Origin of the sequence: Pseudomonas sp. F(2018) (assembly GCF_005508865.1) — a bacterium.
Taxonomy (GTDB): domain Bacteria; phylum Pseudomonadota; class Gammaproteobacteria; order Pseudomonadales; family Pseudomonadaceae; genus Aquipseudomonas.
In genome coordinates this window covers 31794-49487 of record NZ_SCOM01000004.1, presented here as the reverse complement: position 1 = coordinate 49487, position 17694 = coordinate 31794, and the positions used below count along the sequence as shown (strand labels likewise).

The following is a 17694-nucleotide window of genomic DNA, read 5'->3' as shown; positions in this document are numbered from 1 at the left end:
CTCGGACTATTACGGCCTACTAGCATGCGCCCAACCCACTCGCTGCTGCTCAACGCCCTGCTGTTCCAGCTCGGCTGGCTGGCCTGCGTGTTCGGTGCCCAGCAGCCCTGGCTGCTGTCGCTCGCCGCGCTCTGCCTGGCCGTGCATCTGCGCCTGCTGGCCCACCCCGGCGAGTGGCGCGGACTGCTCGCCGTCACGCTGTTCGGCTGCGCCCTGGACAGCGCCCTGCTCAACCTCGGCGTGTTCGACTTCGCCGGCGCAAGCCTCCTGCTGCCGGCCTGGCTGACACTGCTCTGGGCGCTGTTCGCCAGCACCCTCAGGCACAGCCTGGCCTGGACCGCGCGCCCCTGGTGGCTGGGCAGCCTGCTCGGCGCCCTGGGCGCGCCGCTGTCCTATCTCGGCGGCGCGCGGCTGGCCGGCGTCGAGCTGCCGCTGGGACTGTGGCCGACCCTGCTCCTGCTCGGCGCGATCTGGGCCGCAGTCATGCCGCTGGCGCACGGGATGATGGGCAGATCGAGAGCGGCCTGAGGCACGCCGGTCGGTCAGACGCGCCACCCGCGGCGACCTGCCGTACACTGCGCGCCATGAGCACCATCCCCCATCTCCAGCTTCCGGATAGCGACATCAGCTGCAGCAACTGCGCCGCCTGCTGCTGCCAGCTGGAAGTGATGCTGATCACCGATACCGGCGTGCCGCAGCGCTTCATCGACACCGATGACTGGGGTGGCGAAGTGATGCGCCGCCTGGACGATGGCTGGTGCGCGGCGCTGGACCGCGACAGCATGCGCTGCACCATCTATGAAGTACGCCCGCTGATCTGCCGCGAGTTCGAGATGGGCTCGCCGGAATGCCGCGACGAACGCGGCGGCATGAGCGGCATCTACCGCTAGCCAGCGGGCATGAAAAAGCCGGGCACCAGGCCCGGCTTTTTTGTGCCCAGCGCTTAGAAGCTGGTGCGGTAATGCAGGGTATACGCTTCCACCCCATCGTTCGGCTGCTTGATGCCGGCGTTGGAGTAGTGGATCGCCCGGATACCGACTTCCTGGCCGGAGAAGCGCAGGCCGAGGCCGATGCGGTCTTCGAACTGGAAGGAGGAGCCCAGGTCGTTGTCTTCCAGCTCGGTATTGGCGAAGGCGGCGACGCCGATACCGGCCTCGACGTAAGGCTTCACCGTCTCGCCGGCGAACTCGTAGACGAATACCGGGGTGAAGGACAGGCTGTGGTTGCTGGAGGTTTCGTCGCCTTCCCAGTAGGTGTAGCCGGCGTCCCAGTAGCCGGTCAGGCGACCGACGTCGCTCTGCCACCAGCTTTTGTCCCAGTCCCATTGGGCGCCCAGGCGATAGACCATGGTGGAATCGCCGCTCTGGCCGATGGCGGCGGTGAAGTCGACGGCCTGTGCGGACAGGCTGCTCAAACCGAGGGCGGCTGCCGCGGCCAGGGAAAGTATCTGCTTCATACACAACATCCTGTTAGCGATGGAGGTGGGAATTTTTATCGTCTCGCAGTATAGGAAAAATTCTTATTAGAGAAAGGTAGAACCCCGCTCAAAAAGTATTGATCCCTATCACACAGGGAGCGCCTCCACCGCTGCGAGTTCCAACAATAATTTCGGCAGTACCGCCTGCATCGCTAGGGCGTCGCCACTGCTCCACAGGCGAATGTCCTGGGCCGGCCCCGAGGCGCGCAGGCCTCGCTGGTCGAGCAGCGATTGCAGGTGGCGCGCCACCGCCGCGCCGGTGTCCACCAGGCTGATCGACTCGGGCACCAGCTCACGCAGCAGCGGCTTGATGAAGGGATAGTGGGTGCAGCCAAGAATCAGCGTATCGCAGCCCTCGGCCAGCAAGGGTTCGACCCAGCCACGCAGCAGCTCGCGGGTGCGCGGCGCCTCCAGCTCACCGGCCTCGATCTGCTCGACCAGCCCCGGGCAGGGTTGAGTGATCACCCGCACGTCGCTGGCGAAGCGATCGAGCAGCGCGGCGAACTTGGCGCTCTTCAGGGTGCCGGTGGTGGCCAGCACGCCGACCACGCCGCTGCGGGTGGCGGCGGCCGCCGGCTTCACCGCCGGCTCCATGCCGACGATGGGCAACTCGGGATAGCGCTCGCGCAGGTCGGCCACCGCCGCGGCAGTCGCCGTGTTGCAGGCCAGCACCAGCGCCTTGGCGCCCTGCCCCAGAAGGAACTCGGCGATACGCTGGCTCCTCTCGCGGATAAATTCCGGGGTTTTCTCGCCGTAGGGCACGTGACCGCTGTCGGCCACATACAGCAGCGACTCGTCCGGCAGCCGCGCGCGGATCTCGCGCAGCACCGAGAGGCCGCCGACGCCGGAGTCGAACACGCCGATGGGCGCCTGGCTCATACGCGTGCTCCACACACCGAACATTCGGGATCGCGCTTGACCCGCAGCTCACGGAAGCGCGAGCCGAGGGCGTCGATCAGCAATAGGCGACCCACCAGCGGCTCACCGAAACCGGCCAGCAGCTTGAGCGCCTCCAGCGCCTGCAGGCTGCCAACCAGGCCCACCAGCGGGCCGACCACGCCGGCCTCGCTGCAGGTCAGCTCGGCCTCGCTGCCGTGGCCGTACAGGCAGTGGTAACAGGGGCTGGCCGCGTCGCGCGGGTCGAACACCGCGAGCTGGCCTTCCAGGCGAATCGCCGCACCGGACACCAGCGGCCGACCGGCGGCCACGCAGGCGGCATTGACCGCCTCGCGGGTGGTGAAGTTGTCGCTGCAGTCCAGCACCAGATCCACCGCCGCCACGGCAGCGGCCAGGGAGTCCTCGTCCAGCGCAGCACGGTGCGGCACGAGCCTGATCTGCGGGTTGATGGCCGTGAGGCGGACGATGGCCGAGTCGACCTTGGCCACACCGATCTGCTCGCTGTCGTGGATGATCTGCCGCTGCAGATTGGTCAGGTCGACCCTGTCGAAGTCGGCCAGGTGCAGCTCGCCGACGCCGGCGGCCGCCAGGTACAGGGCCACCGGCGAGCCCAGACCACCGAGGCCGACGATCAGCACACGGCTCTGCTTCAGCCTGAGCTGCCCGGCCACGTCGATCTGCGGCAGCAGGATCTGCCGGCAGTAGCGCAGCAGCTCGTCGTCGTTCAGTTCCAGGCTCATGCGGTCCACTGTCCCAGGGAAATACGCTCATGGCCGCCGAGGTCGCGGCGGCTTTCCACGGCGGCGAAGCCCACTGCACCCAGCAGCCCACGCACCGCCTCGGCCTGATCATAGCCATGCTCCAGCAGCAGCCAGCCACCTGCTTCGAGATGCAGCGGTGCCTGGTCGATGATCTGACGGATATCGTCCAGTCCATCGGCGCCGGCCACCAGGGCGCTCATCGGCTCGAAGCGCACATCGCCCTCGCCCAGATGGCGATCCGCCGCCGCTATGTAAGGTGGATTGCTGACGATCAGGTCGAAGCGCTCGCCGGCCAGGGCGTCGAACCAGCTGCTCAGGCGGAACTCGGCATTGCTCAGCTGGAGGCGCTGGCGATTGCGCTCGGCCAGTTCGACCGCCTCGGCGATGCGATCGACACCGGTCACCCTCCAGCCGCCGCGTTCGCTGGCCAAGGCCAGGGCAATGGCGCCGGTGCCGGTGCCCAGGTCGAGCACCCGCCGCGGCGTGGCCGGCGCCAGTTGCAGGGCGGTCTCCACCAGCAGCTCGGTGTCGGGGCGGGGAATCAGGGTATGCGGCGCAACGATCAGGTCCAGGCTCCAGAAGCCCTGGTGGCCGAGGATATAGGCCACCGGCTCGCCGTTACGACGGCGCTCGAGCAGGGTGGCGAAGGCAACCAGCTGCTCGGCGCTCGGCTCATACTCGGGCCAGGTACGCAGGTAGCTGCGCGGCTTGCCCAGAGCGGCGGCCAGCAGCAGCTCGGCATCCAGCCGCGCCGTCGGCGAGTCCGGCAATGTCGCGCTATCGAGCAGGGATTGGATGGAGGCCATGCACAAGGTCCTATGCCTGTGGCTCCCTCTCCCCCTGGGAGAGGGCTGGGGTGAGGGTGACACAGGCAACACGGAGCAACCTGAAATCCCCTCACCCCCGGCCCCTCTCCCGGTGGGAGAGGGGTGAAATCAATCAATCGCCCAGGGCTGCCAACTGGTCGGCCTGGTATTCCTGCAGCAGCGGCTCGATCACCTGCTCCACCGCGCCCCCCATCACTTCGTTCAGCGAGTACAGGGTCAGGTTGATGCGATGGTCGGTGACGCGGCCCTGCGGGAAATTGTAGGTGCGGATGCGCTCGGAACGGTCGCCGGAGCCGACCAGCAGCTTGCGCGTGTCGGAGATTTCCTTGTGCGCGGCGGCGTCCTGCTGGTCCTGCAGCTTGGCCGCCAGCCAGGCCATGGCCTTGGCGCGGTTCTTGTGCTGCGAGCGCTCTTCCTGGCACTCGACCACCATGCCAGTGGGCAGGTGGGTGATGCGGATCGCCGAGTCGGTCTTGTTCACGTGCTGGCCGCCGGCACCGGAGGCACGGTAAGTGTCCACGCGCAGGTCGGCCGGGTTGATCTCGATGGCCATCTGCTCGTCCGGCTCCGGCAACACGGCGACGGTGCAGGCAGATGTGTGGATGCGGCCCTGGGACTCGGTCTCCGGCACGCGCTGCACGCGGTGGGCGCCGGACTCGAACTTGAGCTTGGCGTAGACGTTGTCGCCCTCGACACGGCTGATGACCTCTTTATAGCCACCGTGCTCGCCGATGCTCTCGGAGAGGATCTCGACCCGCCAGCCCTGGCGCTCGGCGTAGCGCGAGTACATGCGGAACAGATCGCCGGAGAAGATCGCAGCCTCGTCGCCACCGGTGCCGGCGCGGATCTCGAGGAACACGTTGCGCCCGTCGTTGGGGTCCTTGGGCAGCAGCATGCGCTGCAGGCGGTCTTCCAGCTCGACCAGCGCCTCCTTGGCCTGAGCCACCTCCTCCTCGGCCATCTCGCGCATCTCCGCATCGCCGTCCTTGAGCAGCGCCTGGGCGCCCTCGAGGTCGTCCTGGGTCTTGCGCAGCTCGCGGTAGGCGGCGGTCACCGGTTCGACCTCGGCGTACTCCTTGGAGTAGGCGCGGAAGCGCGTCTGGTCGCTGATCACCTCGGCGTCACCGAGCAGCGCGGTGAGCTCCTCGAAGCGGTCGTGGAGGATGTCGAGTTTCTTCAGCAGGGAGGCTTTCATGTCTTGCTCGGGCCCTCATCGAGGGCAAACAGTTCCTGGGCCACGGCCAGCGCTTCGAAGCGGCCGTCGGCGGAGATTTTCTTCAGCTGCACGCTGGGTGCGTGCAGCAGCTTGTTGGTCAGGCCACGGGCCAGCTGGGCCAGGGCCTCGTCGACGCTGCCGCCGTTGGCCAGCAGGCGCTGGGCCTTGGCCAGCTCCTCGTCGCGCAGGCGCTCGGCCTGCTGGCGGTAGGCCTTGAGCACGTCCACGGCGGCCAGCTCACGCAGGCGCTGCATGAAGTCGTCGGCCCCGGCGGTCACCAGATGCTCGGCGGCCTGGGCAGCATCCTGGCGACTCTTGAGGTTCTCCTCGATGACTTCATGCAGGTCGTCCACCGTATAGAGGTAGACGTCGTCCAGCTCGCCGACTTCCGGTTCGATATCGCGCGGCACGGCGATGTCGACCATGAACATGGGCTTGTGCTTGCGCTGCTTGAGCGCGCGCTCCACCGCGCCTTTGCCGAGGATCGGCAGCTGACTGGCGGTGGAGCTGATAACGATGTCGCTATTGGCCAGCTCCTGGGGGATATCGGCCAGCAGCACGGCGTGCGCGCCGAACTGCTCGGCCAGCTGGCTGGCGCGCTCCAGGGTACGGTTGGCCACGACGATGCGCTTCACGCCCTGGTCATGCAGATGGCGGGCGACCAGGCTGATGGTCTCGCCGGCGCCGATCAGCAGGGCCTGGCTGCGATGCAGGTCGGCGAAGATCTGCTTGGCCAGGCTGACCGCGGCGAAGGCCACGGACACCGGGTTCTCGCCGATGGCGGTGTCGGTGCGGACGGTCTTGGCGGTGCTGAAGGTAGCCTGGAACAGCCGGCCGAGCAGCGGGCCGACGGTGCCGGCCTCGCGCGCCACGGCGTAGGCGGATTTCATCTGGCCGAGGATCTGTGGCTCGCCGAGGACCATGGAGTCCAGCCCCGAGGCCACGCGCATCATGTGGCGCACGGCGTCGTTGTCCTGGTGCACGTAGGCGCAAGCACGCAGCTCATCGAGGCTCAGGCGGTGGTAGTCGGCCAACCAGCGCAGCACCTCGTCGGCGGACAGCTGGTCCTGCTCCAGGTACAGCTCGCTGCGGTTGCAGGTGGAGAGAATCGCCGCCTCGCGACTGGGCGTGACGCGACACAGCTGCTGCAACGCCTCGACCAGCTGCTCGGGGGTGAAGGCCACGCGTTCGCGGACGTCCACCGAGGCGGTCTTGTGGTTGATGCCGAGGGCGAGGAAGGCCATGCAGGGTCGCTAAGGGAATTCTGGATAGCGGGCGATTGTCCTACGTCGCCCATGGGAGAACAACTGGCGCGACAAATTGACCCTCTCGGCAAACCCGCGCGGCGCGGTGGGCTTGCCACCGCTGCTTGTGTCATGATGCAGCCACGCCACGGACCGCAGCTTTATCTATGAACAAATCCCTCGCGTTGCTCACCGCCTCCCTCCTGCTCGCTGGCTGCCAGACCCTGGCACCCACGCCGGACGGCACCCCGCCGGTCGAGGACGCAGCAGCCAGCAAGGCCCCAGCCGAACCCAAGCAGTACTCCTCGTTCAGCGAGGAGACGCTGTACGCGCTGCTCTCCGCCGAGCTGGCCGGCCAGCGCAACCGCTTCGACATCGCCCTCGGCAACTACGTGCAGCAGGCCAATGCCACCCAGGACCCGGGCGTGGCCGAGCGTGCCTTCCGCATCGCCGAGTATCTGGGCGCCGAACAGGCCGCGCTGGACAGCGCGCTGATCTGGTCGAAGTCCGCCCCCGACAGCCTCGACGCCCAGCGCGCCGCCGCCGTGCAGCTGGCCCGCGCCGGTCGCTATGACGACGCCATGCAATATATGGAGAAGGTCCTACAGGGCCAGGGCGACACCCACTTCGACTTCCTCGCCCTGTCCGCCGCCGAGACCGACCCGGACACCCGCGCCGGCCTGCTGCAGAGCTTCGACCGCCTGCTGCAGAAGTACCCGGAGAACGGCCAGCTGCTGTTCGGCAAGGCCCTGCTGCTGCACCAGGACGGCCGTGCCGAGGAAGCCCTGGAGCTGCTCGAAGGCCATGCCGCCAGCGAGGAAGAGATTCCCCCACTGCTGCTGCGCGCCCGCCTGCTGCAGGGCCTGGACCGTGGCGAGGAAGCGCTGCCGCTGCTGGAGAACGGCATCGAGCGCCACCCGGAAGATAAGCGCCTGCGCCTGGCCTATGCCCGCCAGCTGGTCGAACTGCAGCGCCTGGACGAGGCCAAGAGCGAGTTCTCCGGCCTGGTCCAGCGCTTCCCCGACGACGATGACCTGCGCTACTCGCTGGCCCTGGTCTGCCTGGAAGCCGAAGCCTGGGAGGAGGCCTCCGTCTACCTGGAAGAACTGGTGGCGCGCAACGCCCATGTCGATGCCGCCCACTTCAACCTGGGGCGCATCTATGAGCAGCGTGGCGACGCGGAGAGCGCACTGATCGAATACGCCCTGGTCGGCCCCGGCGACGACTTCCTGCCGGCCCAGGTGCGCCAGACCGAGATCCTCTTCGACAGCCAGCGCGCCGCCGAAGCCAGCAGCCGCCTGGCGCGCAGCCGCGAATCCCAGCCGGACTACGCGATCCAGCTGTACCTGATCGAGTCCGAAGCCCTGGCCAACCGCCAGCGCCTGGAAGAATCGTGGAAGGTGATCGGCCAGGCCCTGGAACAGTTCCCCGGCGACACCAACCTGCTCTACACCCGCGCCATGCTCGCCGAGAAACGCGGCGACCTGCCCGGCCTGGAGCGCGACCTGCGCAACATCATCGAGCGCGAGCCGGACAACGCCACGGCACTCAACGCCCTCGGCTACACCCTGGCCGACCGCACCACCCGCTACGACGAGGCTCGCGCCCTGATCGAGCAGGCGCACAAGCTCAACCCGGAAGACCCGGCCACCCTGGATAGCCTGGGCTGGGTCAACTACCGCATGGGCAACCTGGAAGAAGCCGAGCGCCACCTGCGCGCGGCCCTGGCCAAGTTCCCCGACCACGAAGTCGCCGCCCACCTGGGCGAAGTGCTGTGGGCCCAGGGCAAGCAGCGCGAGGCCCGCAAGGTCTGGGCCGGCGCCCTCGAAGCCCAGCCCGACAGCCCCATCCTGCGCTCCACCATCCAGCGCCTGACCGGTTCCGAGAAGCTCTGACCCATGTTTCGCCACGCCCTCGTTTTCAGCCTGATCACCCTGCTCGCCGGCTGCGCCGGCCTCACCAGCCGCGAGTCCGTCGAGGGCCAGGGCGACCCGCAGCAGTGGCAGGCGCACAAGGACAAGGTCGCCGCCCTGGATGGCTGGCAGATCAGCGGCAAGGTCGGCATCCGCGCACCCAAGGACTCCGGCAGCGGCACGCTGTTCTGGCTGCAGCGCCAGGACTACTACGACATCCGCCTGTCCGGCCCGCTCGGCCGCGGCGCCGCACGCCTGAACGGCCGCGACGGCGACGTGCTGCTGGAAGTGGCCAACCAGGGCCGCTACCAGGCCGAATCTCCCGAGGCCCTGCTGGAAGAACAGCTGGGCTGGCGCCTGCCGGTCTCCCACCTGTTCTGGTGGGTGCGCGGCCTGCCCGCACCGGACAGCAAGAGCCGCGTCACCCTCGACAGCGATAGCCACCTGGCCCGCCTGGAGCAGGACGGCTGGCAGCTGCAGTACCTGAGCTACGTCGAGCAGAACGGCTATCGCCTGCCCGAACGCATCAAGCTGCATGGCACCGACCTCGACATCACCCTGGTGATCAAGGACTGGCAGCCGCGCCAGCTCGGCCAGTAATCCTCTGCCCCAACCCGTAGCCCGGATGCAATCCGGGAACGGCCCTACCGAAAAGCCCCGGATTGCATCCGGGCTACGACCGCCCATGACGAATCCAGCCATCCCCGCCCACGCCGAACTGATCCTGCCCGCCCCGGCCAAGCTCAACCTGATGCTGCATATCCTCGGCCGCCGCGCCGACGGCTATCACCTGCTGCAGACCCTGTTCCAGTTCCTCGACCACGGCGACGAACTGGGCTTCGCCCTGCGCGAGGATGGCGAGATCCGCCTGCATACAGAAGTGGCCGGCGTGCCACATGACGCCAACCTGATCGTGCACGCCGCGCGCCGCCTGCAACAGGAGTCCGGCACCACCCTCGGCGCCGACATCTGGCTGGACAAGCGCCTGCCCATGGGCGGCGGCATCGGTGGCGGCAGCTCGGATGCCGCCACCACCCTGCTCGGCCTCGATCACCTATGGCAGCTGGGTTGGGACGAGGATCGCCTGGCCGCTCTGGGCCTGAGCCTGGGCGCCGACGTGCCGGTGTTCGTCCGTGGTCGCGCGGCCTTCGCCGAAGGGGTTGGCGAGCAGCTGCAACCGGTGGAACTGGAAGAGCCGTGGTTCCTGGTCGCCATCCCCCAGGTGAGCATCAGCACGGCCGAGGTTTTTGCCGACTCCGAGTTGACACGTGATACCCCCGCCATTACAGTTCGCAGCCTTCCCGAGGGGGGCGGTCGTAACGACTGCCAACCGGTTGTCGAGAAGCGTTACCCCGAAGTGCGTAACGCCCTGAAAACGCTCAACAAATTTGTTGCTGCGAAGATGACCGGAACCGGAGCTTGCGTGTTTGGGAGCTTCCCAAACCAGGCCGATGCTGATAAAGTCTCGCGCCAACTTCCGGCCACCCTGCCGAGCTTTGTTGCTCGCGGCTGCAATCGGTCTCCGTTGCATCGCAAGCTCGAAACGGCAACTCGGAAGTGAATGCGGGACAGTCGGTTATCCGATACAGGGGCGTCGCCAAGCGGTAAGGCAGCAGGTTTTGATCCTGCCATGCGTTGGTTCGAATCCAGCCGCCCCTGCCATAATCTCCCAGCATTCGATAAACACTTTAGGGGCGTCGCCAAGCGGTAAGGCAGCAGGTTTTGATCCTGCCATGCGTTGGTTCGAATCCAGCCGCCCCTGCCATACTCTCGAAAGCTGTTCAGAAAGCCGGTCTTTTTGAGCAGCTTTTTTCATCGGAACCACAGGCAGGTACTGCGCGTGTCCAAGATGATGGTCTTCACGGGGAACTCCAACCCCGATCTGGCTCGTCGCATCGTGCGTCAGCTGCATATCCCCCTGGGCGATGCATCCGTAGGCAAGTTCTCCGACGGCGAAATCAGCGCCGAGATCAACGAGAACGTGCGCGGCAAGGATGTCTTCATCATCCAGCCGACGTGCGCGCCGACCAACGACAACCTGATGGAACTGGTGGTGATGGCCGACGCCTTCCGCCGTTCCTCGGCGACTCGTATCACTGCCGTGATCCCCTACTTCGGCTATGCCCGCCAGGACCGCCGTCCGCGCTCCGCCCGCGTGGCCATCAGCGCCAAGGTCGTGGCCGACATGCTGACCGTGGTCGGCATCGACCGCGTTCTGACCGTCGACCTGCACGCCGACCAGATCCAGGGCTTCTTCGACATCCCCGTGGACAACATCTACGGCTCGCCAGTGCTGACCGACGACATCCAGGATCAGCGCTTCGAGAACCTGATGATCGTCTCCCCCGACATCGGCGGCGTAGTCCGCGCTCGCGCCGTGGCCAAGAGCCTGGGCGTCGACCTGGCCATCATCGACAAGCGTCGTGAGAAGGCCAACCAGTCCGAAGTCATGCACATCATCGGTGATGTCGAAGGCCGCACCTGCGTGCTGGTCGACGACATGGTCGACACCGCCGGCACCCTCTGCCACGCCGCCAAGGCGCTGAAAGAGCACGGCGCCTCGAAGGTCTACGCCTACGCCACCCACCCGGTGCTGTCGGGCCGCGCCATCGAGAATCTGGAAAATTCCGTGCTGGACGCACTGGTGGTGACCAACACCATCCCGCTGTCCGCCGCAGCCCAGGCCTGCCCACGCATCCGTCAGTTGGACATGGCCCCGGTTATCGCCGAAGCGGTTCGCCGCATCAGCAACGAAGAATCGATCAGCGCGATGTTCCGCTAAGCGGAACCTCCCTGGCGACATGTGCCCCGCCGCGTGCGGGGCTTTTTGCCCAACCGTCCGCACGCTGGTCGCAAGCGCTTCGGACGGTTTGGTTTATTTGGAGAACTGTAATGACTGAATTTGCCCTGAATGCCAACGTGCGTTCCGACCTGGGGAAAGGTGCGAGCCGCCGCCTGCGTCGTAACGAAAGCCTGGTTCCTGCCGTGATCTACGGTGGCGAGAAGCCGGCCCAATCCATCAGCATCCTCGCCAAAGAACTGGCCAAGCTGCTGGAAAACGAAGCTGCCTTCAGCCACGTGCTGGCCCTGTCCGTTGACGGCACCGCCGAAAACGTCGTGATCAAGGCCCTGCAGCGCCACCCGGCCAAAGGCTACGTAATGCACGCTGACTTCGTTCGCGTCGTTGCCGGCCAGAAGCTGAGCGCCCACGTTCCCCTGCACTTCATCAACGAAGCCAGCTCGGTTGGCGTGAAGCAGCAAGGCGGCGAAGTGTCCCACACCATCTCCGAAGTCGAAGTTTCCTGCCAGCCGCAAGACCTGCCGGAATTCATCGAAGTCGACCTGGCTAAAGTGGAAGTCGGTCAGATCGTTCACCTGTCCGACATCAAACTGCCGAAAGGCGTCGAGCTGGTGGCCCTGGCCCACGGCAACGACCTGGCAGTAGCCAACATCCACGCTTCCCGCGTGAAGGACGACAGCGCCGAGTAATCACTCACGCTGCTCCTCCTGTAAAAGGGCCCCTGACGTGACTGCCATTCAACTGATCGTCGGCCTGGGTAATCCAGGCCCCGAATACGACCAGACCCGGCATAACGCAGGGGCCCTTTTCGTTGAGCGCCTGGCCGACAAACAACGCGTCAGCCTGAGCCTCGACAAAAAGTATTTCGGCCTGGTGGGCAAATTCAGCCATCAGGGTCGCGACGTTCGTCTGCTCATCCCCACCACCTTCATGAACCGCAGCGGCCAGTCCGTAGCGGCATTGGCGAATTTCTTCCGGATCAGTCCGGACGCCATCCTGGTGGCCCACGACGAACTCGACATGCCTCCCGGCGTCGCCAAGCTCAAACTCGGTGGCGGCCACGGCGGGCACAACGGCCTGCGCGACATCATCGCCCAGCTCGGTAATCAGAACGGCTTCTACCGCCTGCGCCTCGGCATCGGCCATCCTGGCCACGCCAGCCTGGTCTCCGGCTTCGTCCTCGGCCGCGCGCCGCGTAGCGAGCAGGAGCTGCTGGACAAGAGCGTCGACTTCGCCCTCGACGTGCTGCCCGAGATGCTTGCCGGCGACTGGACCCGCGCCATGCAAAAGCTGCACAGCCAGAAAGCCTGACCCTTTTCACGACTTCATCTCCGCGAGGGATACACCATGGGATTCAACTGCGGCATCGTCGGCCTGCCCAATGTCGGCAAGTCCACCCTGTTCAACGCCCTCACCAAATCCGGTATTGCCGCGGAGAACTTCCCCTTCTGCACCATCGAGCCGAACAGCGGCATCGTGCCCATGCCTGACAGCCGCCTGGACGCCCTGGCCGCCATAGTCAAGCCCGAGCGCGTGATCCCCACCACCATGGAGTTCGTCGATATCGCCGGCCTGGTAGCGGGCGCCTCCAAGGGAGAAGGCCTGGGCAACAAGTTCCTCGCCAATATCCGCGAGACGGATGCGATTGCGCATGTGGTGCGCTGCTTCGAGGATGAAAACGTCATCCACGTGGCCAACAGCGTCGACCCCAAGCGCGACATCGAGATCATCGACCTTGAACTGATCTTCGCCGACCTCGACAGCTGCGAGAAGCAACTGCAGAAGGTCACCCGCAACGCCAAGGGCGGCGACAAGGAAGCCCTGGCGCAGAAGGCCATCCTCGAGAAGCTCATCCCCCACTTCACCGAAGGCAAGCCCGCGCGCAGCCTGATGAAGAACATGAGCGCCGACGAGAAGCTGGTCATCCGCGGCTTCCACCTGCTCACCAGCAAGCCGGTGATGTACATCGCCAACGTCGCCGAAGACGGCTTCGACAACAACCCGCATCTCGACGTGGTTCGCGCCATCGCCGAGGAAGAAGGCGCCGTCGTGGTGCCGGTGTGCAACAAGATCGAGGCCGAGATCGCCGAGCTGGACGAAGACGAGGAGAAGCAGATGTTCCTCGAGTCCATGGGCATGGAAGAGCCGGGCCTGAACCGCGTGATCCGCGCCGGCTACGACCTGCTCAACCTGCAGACTTACTTCACCGCCGGCGTGAAGGAAGTCCGCGCCTGGACCGTACGCATCGGCGCCACCGCCCCCCAGGCCGCTGCCGTGATCCACACCGACTTCGAGAAAGGCTTCATCCGCGCCGAAGTGGTGGCCTACGACGACTTCATCCAGTTCAAGGGTGAAAGCGGCGCCAAGGAAGCCGGCAAATGGCGCCTGGAAGGCAAGGAATACATTGTCAAGGACGGCGACGTGATGCACTTCCGCTTCAACGTCTAAGCCCCTGCAAAAGCCCCGCAATCGCGGGGCTTTACATATCCACCAAGCGCCCTCCCCCGCCGAGCCTAAGCGCTTGATAACGAATCAATTTGTCCGCCAAACGGGGTTGACAGCCCAGGCCGACAAGAGAATAATGCGCGCCACTCGGCTACATAGCTCAGTCGGTTAGAGCGCAGCATTCATAATGCTGATGTCCCAGGTTCAAGTCCCGGTGTAGCCACCATACAAAACAAAGGGTTAGCGAAAGCTAGCCCTTTGTCGTTTCTGGGGTAGTGACTACGAAGTGACTACACCCTGCCTACATACCCAATCCTATGGGTAAATCCCTTGAAAGCCGGGAACGCTGAAGCCATTCATCCTCTTGTCACCGACTAGGATCACAGGCACGCCGTTGCCCCCGATAGCGTCATACGCTCGCCTAGCACTGGGGCTTTTCTCAATGTCGCGCTCGACGTAATTGATCCCGTTCTGCTGAAAGTAATTCCGGGCCTGCCGGCAGTACCCGCACCAGCTGGCGGAGTACATCACTACCTTCTTGGAGTCTGCGTCGGCATTGGCCGGAGCCGCCTCATAGCTCACGCTTTCATACGTGGTGATCTTGAGGGAGAGCTGCTCTGCCCCCTCTGCGCTCTGCGCCTTGTCGCCGAAGTGAACGCGTCCGTTCTCGTCCGTCCACTTGTAGATTTCCGCAGAACAGATAATTGGCAGCACCGCGAGCAGAGCAAACACAATAAGTCGCATTGACTGATATCCCTATCTATTAGATTAGGCGTCGGCTTCACCGGATTTCATACGTGAGACTAGACCGTCACTCTTGATAGCCCAGATCTTGGGAGCTGCGTACCCCACAACAAAAGAAAGCGCCCAGATACGTGCGAAGGTAGAAGCCGTCGGATGCAGCATGCCGATGAAATAGAGGGCGAATACGAACCCTAGAACCCCACCCACAAACATGCGCATGGAAAGCCACCCCTCTCTAATTCTACGAATTTCAGGAGGCGCGATCCTAAGATCATCTTCGCTACGTGGTGGACCATCGTGCCGAATAGTTGCAAGCATTGCTTGAACAAGGCTGCCAAAAATCGCACCGCCAGTACATGCGATTAGTAATGCAATATCGAACTTGGTAAAGCCGAGAATAGTGAATTCCATTTCATTTTCCTGACTGAATTAACCTGCAGCACGCAACGGCTCAACTTCATGTTCGATTTCTTCACCGGCCTCGGCGTACGTAGTTGCCAAGGCGTATTCGGTCTGGAGGTTCATCCAGAATTGAGCCGACGTGTCGAAGTAGCGCCCGAGCCGGATAGCCGTATCAGCAGTAATGCCGCGACGCTCCCGCACGATGTCATTGATGGTCGGCGCCGACACATGCAGAGCGCGAGCAAGTGCAGCCGGGGTCATTTCCAGCGGCTCTAGAAATTCCTCGCGCAGCACTTCACCGGGGTGAACGGGGCGCATGCCGTTGATTGCCATGTTGCCACCTCCTCAGTGGTAGTCGACGATCTCTACTTGGGTCGGACCGGCGTCAGTCCACACAAAGCAGATCCGCCATTGATCATTGATCCGGATGCTATGTTGTCCGGCCCGATCACCATGCAGCTGCTCGAGTCGGTTGCCGGGCGGAGAGCGCAAGTCTCGGAGCTCAACCGCCGCATTGAGCATCGCCAGTTTCCGCGTAGCTACGTTTAGAACGTTAGCCCAACGTCTGGAGTTACCCGTCTCAAACAGAGCCAAGGTCTCCCCACTTTTGAAGCTTCGGATCATCGATTAATCCTTAACGTTAAGCGTTAATCTACGCTCCATTGACGGTGCCGTCAACGGCACATATCCAGCCTGAGCCAGCGGCGAAAAACGCAATGCGGACTCCAGATGATCCGGTGACAGGTGTGCATAGCGCATGGTCATGGTGATCGAGGAATGGCCCAGAATGCGCTGTAGGCTGAGGATGTCGCCGCCCGCCATCATGTAGTGACTGGCGAAGGTGTGGCGAAGGATATGAGTCATCTGCCCAGGAGTGTCGAAGCCACAACGCAGATACGCGCAGCGGAATGCCGCTCGGCACGACATGAATAGCCGACCACTCCCAGGCATACCCAACCTGATGGCGATTTCCTCGACTTCTTTCGGGATCGGTACAGACCGCGACTGGCGATTCTTCGTCCGGTGGAAGTGAGCCTTTCCACCAAAGATGGCGGACCGTTGCAGGGACTCGGCTTCATCCCAGCGGGCACCGGTGGCCAAGCAGATCAGGGCAACCGGATAGGTGTGGTTGTTCGTGGATTTGCGGCACTCATCCAGCAGGCGCCCGACCTGATCCAGGGTGAGAAATGTCAGCTCGGTCTGGTCGGTCTTGATCTGGCGGACCTTGGCCAGCGGGTTATTACCGACCCAGGCACCGAGCCGGATCAATTCGGAGAACACTGCCGACAGATAGCGCTGCTCGTGGTTGACCGTATGCGGCGTAACTTCGGTTAGCCGGCGCTGCCTGTATCGTGCCCAGGCCAAAGCATCGAACTCGGAGGCTCGCGGGTCGCCCAAGCGCTCAGCGGTAGCCAGGGTCCGCGCAAGGCGATTTTTCTCATCCTTGAGAGAGCAGCCGTGCAGGGAATGCCAGACCTTAACCAGATCCGAGAGGCGATCATCATGGGGACGGCCGGTCTGGCTGAGCGAGGCGAAATAATCCTGCTCGTAGCGCTGGGCGGCGGCTTTGGTGAAGAAGCCTTTCTTGCGAATACGTCGACCGGAACGGCCATTCTCATAGAAGTCAGCCGTCCACGTTTTGCCGTCTTTGCGAACGGTCATACTGCCCTTCCCCACCGAACGTGGCGCTCTTCGAGTAGGTCGCGGATATGCATGTATAGATCCCGCTCCGACATTTCCTTAGCGGCGTAGTGATCGCGAATGACTGGCCAGCACTCCCATTCCTTGAGGCGCTGGAAGCCCTTTTTTGCCCCTACCCTTTCCCTTGCCAACAGGCTGACGAAGTTACCCAGGAAGAGCTCGACGTTCTTACCGGAGAAGCCTCGGGCGGTCTTGTAGTGACGCTTGTAGTTGGTCTCGTCGAGCAGCGAATCCACCGGCAGATCCACGCTCACATCATCCCGCATCAGGGTCCATGCCGGATCAAAGTAGCCGGGACGGATCAGCAGCTTGAATTGGCCCAGACCATAGCGCCACAGGCCGTCCAGATGACCCGCAAAGGCGGCGAAGGAGTCTGTTTGGACCAGGGCGCCGGTGCGCACATCCATGGAACCGGAGGCGAATTGCTGGATGATGGAGTGGTGGTAGCGAAGCTCGACGCGCCACACGGCTTGCTCAGGGTTGTAGTTCTGCGGATCGCCCTCGTCGAAGCTATCGCGACGCCTCCAGACGGTTTCCCAGTAGTCGAGCTTGTCAGTGGCGCGGGCCTGCTCGGTCTTGTTGTAGATACACAGCTGAATGCCACCAGCAGAGCCGAACATGGAGGTTTCCCCACGCCCGTAGACGCTGGACTTGGTAGCCCAAGAGATCTCATTGATGCCCGAGATGTCGCGATGATTGCGCGCGCGGCAGTGCATGCGCGCTACCAGATCCACGGGCGGTTCCCAGCCCTGTACATCTAGGGCCAGATGCACCGCGCACTGATTGCGCTCGACGTTGGTCAGTACGTGGCCGGCATAGTGGTCGAGGCGCTGTTGCAGGCGCTCGGGGCTCAGGTTGTCGATGGCATGGGGAGACACCTCAATCTTGAGGTGTGGGCCGATGGCGTCGAGCTTGGCGTTGAAGTTCTTCACCAGTAGGACGAAGCCCAGGTCGGCATTCTGGAGCTTGTACTGGTAACCGGAGTCCTTGCCGACACGGCCGGAATGCCAGCGCTCACCCGCGAAATTAACCAGGGTGCCTGGGTTCTCGAACAGCGCCATGATTTCCGGGCGGATCAGCCCGCGATAAAGCTGGCGGACCGTATCGACACCACAACGCAGCAAGCGGATGTGGTTCAGGTCGATGAAGCCAACCTTGTTGGGATCAACGAAAAGCCGGCTCTCTGGATTCTCAGTGCCGGTTTCGATATCGATGCGGTGGAAGTCCTTCGCTTTCATTTTTCCCCATTAACCAGGTTTTACCGGGT

Annotated in this window: 21 protein-coding genes and 3 tRNA genes; 12 read left to right on the top strand and 12 right to left on the bottom strand. The window is 64.1% G+C overall.

Going from position 1 to position 17694, the window contains the following annotated elements; translation table 11 throughout:
* Window positions 1-24: 24 nt before the first annotated feature.
* Window positions 25-528, top strand: coding sequence for a DUF2878 domain-containing protein (locus FFS62_RS17220; RefSeq protein ID WP_137974072.1), 504 nt, complete (start codon window positions 25-27; stop codon window positions 526-528).
* 56 nt (window positions 529-584) lie between these two features.
* Complete coding sequence (locus FFS62_RS17215; protein ID WP_137974071.1) at window positions 585-890, top strand: YkgJ family cysteine cluster protein; 306 nt, start codon at window positions 585-587, stop codon at window positions 888-890.
* A 53-nt stretch (window positions 891-943) separates the two neighbouring features.
* On the opposite strand, the gene FFS62_RS17210 is transcribed toward FFS62_RS17215, so the two are convergent.
* The 6 genes from FFS62_RS17210 to hemA form a co-directional block, all read right to left on the bottom strand.
* Window positions 944-1456, bottom strand: a complete 513-nt coding sequence (locus FFS62_RS17210) for an acyloxyacyl hydrolase (RefSeq protein ID WP_137974070.1) — start codon at window positions 1454-1456, stop codon at window positions 944-946.
* Window positions 1457-1564: 108 nt separating this feature from the next.
* Window positions 1565-2356: a glutamate racemase gene (gene murI, locus FFS62_RS17205; protein ID WP_137974069.1), complete on the bottom strand. Its 792-nt coding sequence runs from the start codon at window positions 2354-2356 to the stop codon at window positions 1565-1567.
* Window positions 2353-3114, bottom strand: coding sequence for a molybdopterin-synthase adenylyltransferase MoeB (locus FFS62_RS17200; RefSeq protein WP_137974068.1), 762 nt, complete (start codon window positions 3112-3114; stop codon window positions 2353-2355). Before FFS62_RS17200 ends, murI begins: the two co-directional genes overlap by 4 nt.
* Window positions 3111-3941: a peptide chain release factor N(5)-glutamine methyltransferase gene (prmC, locus tag FFS62_RS17195; RefSeq protein WP_137974067.1), complete on the bottom strand. Its 831-nt coding sequence runs from the start codon at window positions 3939-3941 to the stop codon at window positions 3111-3113. The genes FFS62_RS17200 and prmC overlap by 4 nt, the downstream gene beginning before the upstream one ends.
* Before the next feature lie 133 nt (window positions 3942-4074).
* Entirely contained in the window at window positions 4075-5157 is a 1083-nt protein-coding gene (prfA, locus tag FFS62_RS17190; RefSeq protein ID WP_137974066.1) for a peptide chain release factor 1, read from the bottom strand.
* Window positions 5154-6422 (bottom strand): glutamyl-tRNA reductase, encoded by a 1269-nt coding sequence (gene hemA / locus FFS62_RS17185; protein ID WP_137974065.1) that lies wholly within the window; start codon window positions 6420-6422, stop codon window positions 5154-5156. The genes prfA and hemA overlap by 4 nt, the downstream gene beginning before the upstream one ends.
* Before the next feature lie 167 nt (window positions 6423-6589).
* Between hemA and FFS62_RS17180 the strand changes: the two genes are divergently transcribed.
* The 10 genes from FFS62_RS17180 to FFS62_RS17135 all read left to right on the top strand — a co-directional run bounded on the left by FFS62_RS17180 (window position 6590) and on the right by FFS62_RS17135 (window position 13806).
* Entirely contained in the window at window positions 6590-8317 is a 1728-nt protein-coding gene (locus FFS62_RS17180) for a tetratricopeptide repeat protein (protein WP_137974064.1), read from the top strand.
* 3 nt (window positions 8318-8320) lie between these two features.
* Window positions 8321-8935 carry a lipoprotein insertase outer membrane protein LolB gene (gene lolB / locus FFS62_RS17175; protein ID WP_137974063.1) on the top strand — a complete coding sequence of 205 codons (615 nt, stop codon included), beginning with the start codon at window positions 8321-8323 and terminating at the stop codon, window positions 8933-8935.
* Window positions 8936-9020: 85 nt separating this feature from the next.
* A complete protein-coding gene (gene ispE, locus FFS62_RS17170) occupies window positions 9021-9896 on the top strand; it encodes a 4-(cytidine 5'-diphospho)-2-C-methyl-D-erythritol kinase (protein WP_137974062.1) in 876 nt (291 codons plus the stop codon).
* A gap of 26 nt (window positions 9897-9922) precedes the next feature.
* A tRNA-Gln gene (locus FFS62_RS17165) sits at window positions 9923-9997 on the top strand.
* 28 nt (window positions 9998-10025) lie between these two features.
* A tRNA-Gln gene (locus FFS62_RS17160) sits at window positions 10026-10100 on the top strand.
* Window positions 10101-10175: 75 nt separating this feature from the next.
* On the top strand, window positions 10176-11117 hold the full coding sequence (locus FFS62_RS17155; RefSeq protein ID WP_110681408.1) for a ribose-phosphate pyrophosphokinase: 942 nt from the start codon (window positions 10176-10178) through the stop codon (window positions 11115-11117).
* 110 nt (window positions 11118-11227) lie between these two features.
* Window positions 11228-11824, top strand: a complete 597-nt coding sequence (locus FFS62_RS17150) for a 50S ribosomal protein L25/general stress protein Ctc (protein ID WP_137974061.1) — start codon at window positions 11228-11230, stop codon at window positions 11822-11824.
* Between the two features lie 37 nt (window positions 11825-11861).
* The gene (gene pth / locus FFS62_RS17145) at window positions 11862-12446 is read left to right on the top strand and encodes an aminoacyl-tRNA hydrolase (protein WP_137974060.1); all 585 of its coding nucleotides are present in this window, start codon (window positions 11862-11864) and stop codon (window positions 12444-12446) included.
* Window positions 12447-12482: 36 nt separating this feature from the next.
* Window positions 12483-13583 (top strand): redox-regulated ATPase YchF, encoded by a 1101-nt coding sequence (ychF, locus tag FFS62_RS17140; RefSeq protein WP_137974059.1) that lies wholly within the window; start codon window positions 12483-12485, stop codon window positions 13581-13583.
* A 146-nt stretch (window positions 13584-13729) separates the two neighbouring features.
* Window positions 13730-13806: transfer RNA gene (locus FFS62_RS17135), tRNA-Met, on the top strand.
* An 89-nt stretch (window positions 13807-13895) separates the two neighbouring features.
* On the opposite strand, the gene FFS62_RS17130 is transcribed toward FFS62_RS17135, so the two are convergent.
* The 6 genes from FFS62_RS17130 to FFS62_RS17105 are packed head-to-tail and all read right to left on the bottom strand — an operon-like array spanning window position 13896 to window position 17665.
* Window positions 13896-14324: a glutaredoxin family protein gene (locus FFS62_RS17130; protein WP_137974058.1), complete on the bottom strand. Its 429-nt coding sequence runs from the start codon at window positions 14322-14324 to the stop codon at window positions 13896-13898.
* A 24-nt stretch (window positions 14325-14348) separates the two neighbouring features.
* On the bottom strand, window positions 14349-14735 hold the full coding sequence (locus FFS62_RS17125; RefSeq protein WP_137974057.1) for a hypothetical protein: 387 nt from the start codon (window positions 14733-14735) through the stop codon (window positions 14349-14351).
* 18 nt (window positions 14736-14753) lie between these two features.
* Window positions 14754-15059 carry a HigA family addiction module antitoxin gene (locus FFS62_RS17120; protein WP_137974056.1) on the bottom strand — a complete coding sequence of 102 codons (306 nt, stop codon included), beginning with the start codon at window positions 15057-15059 and terminating at the stop codon, window positions 14754-14756.
* Window positions 15060-15071: 12 nt separating this feature from the next.
* Window positions 15072-15350 carry a type II toxin-antitoxin system RelE/ParE family toxin gene (locus FFS62_RS17115; protein ID WP_137974055.1) on the bottom strand — a complete coding sequence of 93 codons (279 nt, stop codon included), beginning with the start codon at window positions 15348-15350 and terminating at the stop codon, window positions 15072-15074.
* Window positions 15351-15353: 3 nt separating this feature from the next.
* A complete protein-coding gene (locus FFS62_RS17110) occupies window positions 15354-16388 on the bottom strand; it encodes a tyrosine-type recombinase/integrase (RefSeq protein ID WP_137974054.1) in 1035 nt (344 codons plus the stop codon).
* The gene (locus FFS62_RS17105; protein WP_137974053.1) at window positions 16385-17665 is read right to left on the bottom strand and encodes a hypothetical protein; all 1281 of its coding nucleotides are present in this window, start codon (window positions 17663-17665) and stop codon (window positions 16385-16387) included. The genes FFS62_RS17110 and FFS62_RS17105 overlap by 4 nt, the downstream gene beginning before the upstream one ends.
* Window positions 17666-17694: the final 29 nt, after the last annotated feature.

What these genes read in the sequence shown, in the direction of transcription:
- FFS62_RS17220 (WP_137974072.1), top strand. Translation starts at nt 25, where the DNA reads ATGCGCCCAACCCACTCGCTGCTGCTCAACGCCCTGCTGTTCCAGCTC.
- FFS62_RS17215 (WP_137974071.1), top strand. Translation starts at nt 585, where the DNA reads ATGAGCACCATCCCCCATCTCCAGCTTCCGGATAGCGACATCAGCTGC.
- FFS62_RS17210 (WP_137974070.1), bottom strand. Translation starts at nt 1,456, where the DNA reads ATGAAGCAGATACTTTCCCTGGCCGCGGCAGCCGCCCTCGGTTTGAGC.
- murI (WP_137974069.1), bottom strand. Translation starts at nt 2,356, where the DNA reads ATGAGCCAGGCGCCCATCGGCGTGTTCGACTCCGGCGTCGGCGGCCTC.
- FFS62_RS17200 (WP_137974068.1), bottom strand. Translation starts at nt 3,114, where the DNA reads ATGAGCCTGGAACTGAACGACGACGAGCTGCTGCGCTACTGCCGGCAG.
- prmC (WP_137974067.1), bottom strand. Translation starts at nt 3,941, where the DNA reads ATGGCCTCCATCCAATCCCTGCTCGATAGCGCGACATTGCCGGACTCG.
- prfA (WP_137974066.1), bottom strand. Translation starts at nt 5,157, where the DNA reads ATGAAAGCCTCCCTGCTGAAGAAACTCGACATCCTCCACGACCGCTTC.
- hemA (WP_137974065.1), bottom strand. Translation starts at nt 6,422, where the DNA reads ATGGCCTTCCTCGCCCTCGGCATCAACCACAAGACCGCCTCGGTGGAC.
- FFS62_RS17180 (WP_137974064.1), top strand. Translation starts at nt 6,590, where the DNA reads ATGAACAAATCCCTCGCGTTGCTCACCGCCTCCCTCCTGCTCGCTGGC.
- lolB (WP_137974063.1), top strand. Translation starts at nt 8,321, where the DNA reads ATGTTTCGCCACGCCCTCGTTTTCAGCCTGATCACCCTGCTCGCCGGC.
- ispE (WP_137974062.1), top strand. Translation starts at nt 9,021, where the DNA reads ATGACGAATCCAGCCATCCCCGCCCACGCCGAACTGATCCTGCCCGCC.
- FFS62_RS17150 (WP_137974061.1), top strand. Translation starts at nt 11,228, where the DNA reads ATGACTGAATTTGCCCTGAATGCCAACGTGCGTTCCGACCTGGGGAAA.
- ychF (WP_137974059.1), top strand. Translation starts at nt 12,483, where the DNA reads ATGGGATTCAACTGCGGCATCGTCGGCCTGCCCAATGTCGGCAAGTCC.
- FFS62_RS17130 (WP_137974058.1), bottom strand. Translation starts at nt 14,324, where the DNA reads ATGCGACTTATTGTGTTTGCTCTGCTCGCGGTGCTGCCAATTATCTGT.
- FFS62_RS17125 (WP_137974057.1), bottom strand. Translation starts at nt 14,735, where the DNA reads ATGGAATTCACTATTCTCGGCTTTACCAAGTTCGATATTGCATTACTA.
- FFS62_RS17120 (WP_137974056.1), bottom strand. Translation starts at nt 15,059, where the DNA reads ATGGCAATCAACGGCATGCGCCCCGTTCACCCCGGTGAAGTGCTGCGC.
- FFS62_RS17115 (WP_137974055.1), bottom strand. Translation starts at nt 15,350, where the DNA reads ATGATCCGAAGCTTCAAAAGTGGGGAGACCTTGGCTCTGTTTGAGACG.
- FFS62_RS17110 (WP_137974054.1), bottom strand. Translation starts at nt 16,388, where the DNA reads ATGACCGTTCGCAAAGACGGCAAAACGTGGACGGCTGACTTCTATGAG.
- FFS62_RS17105 (WP_137974053.1), bottom strand. Translation starts at nt 17,665, where the DNA reads ATGAAAGCGAAGGACTTCCACCGCATCGATATCGAAACCGGCACTGAG.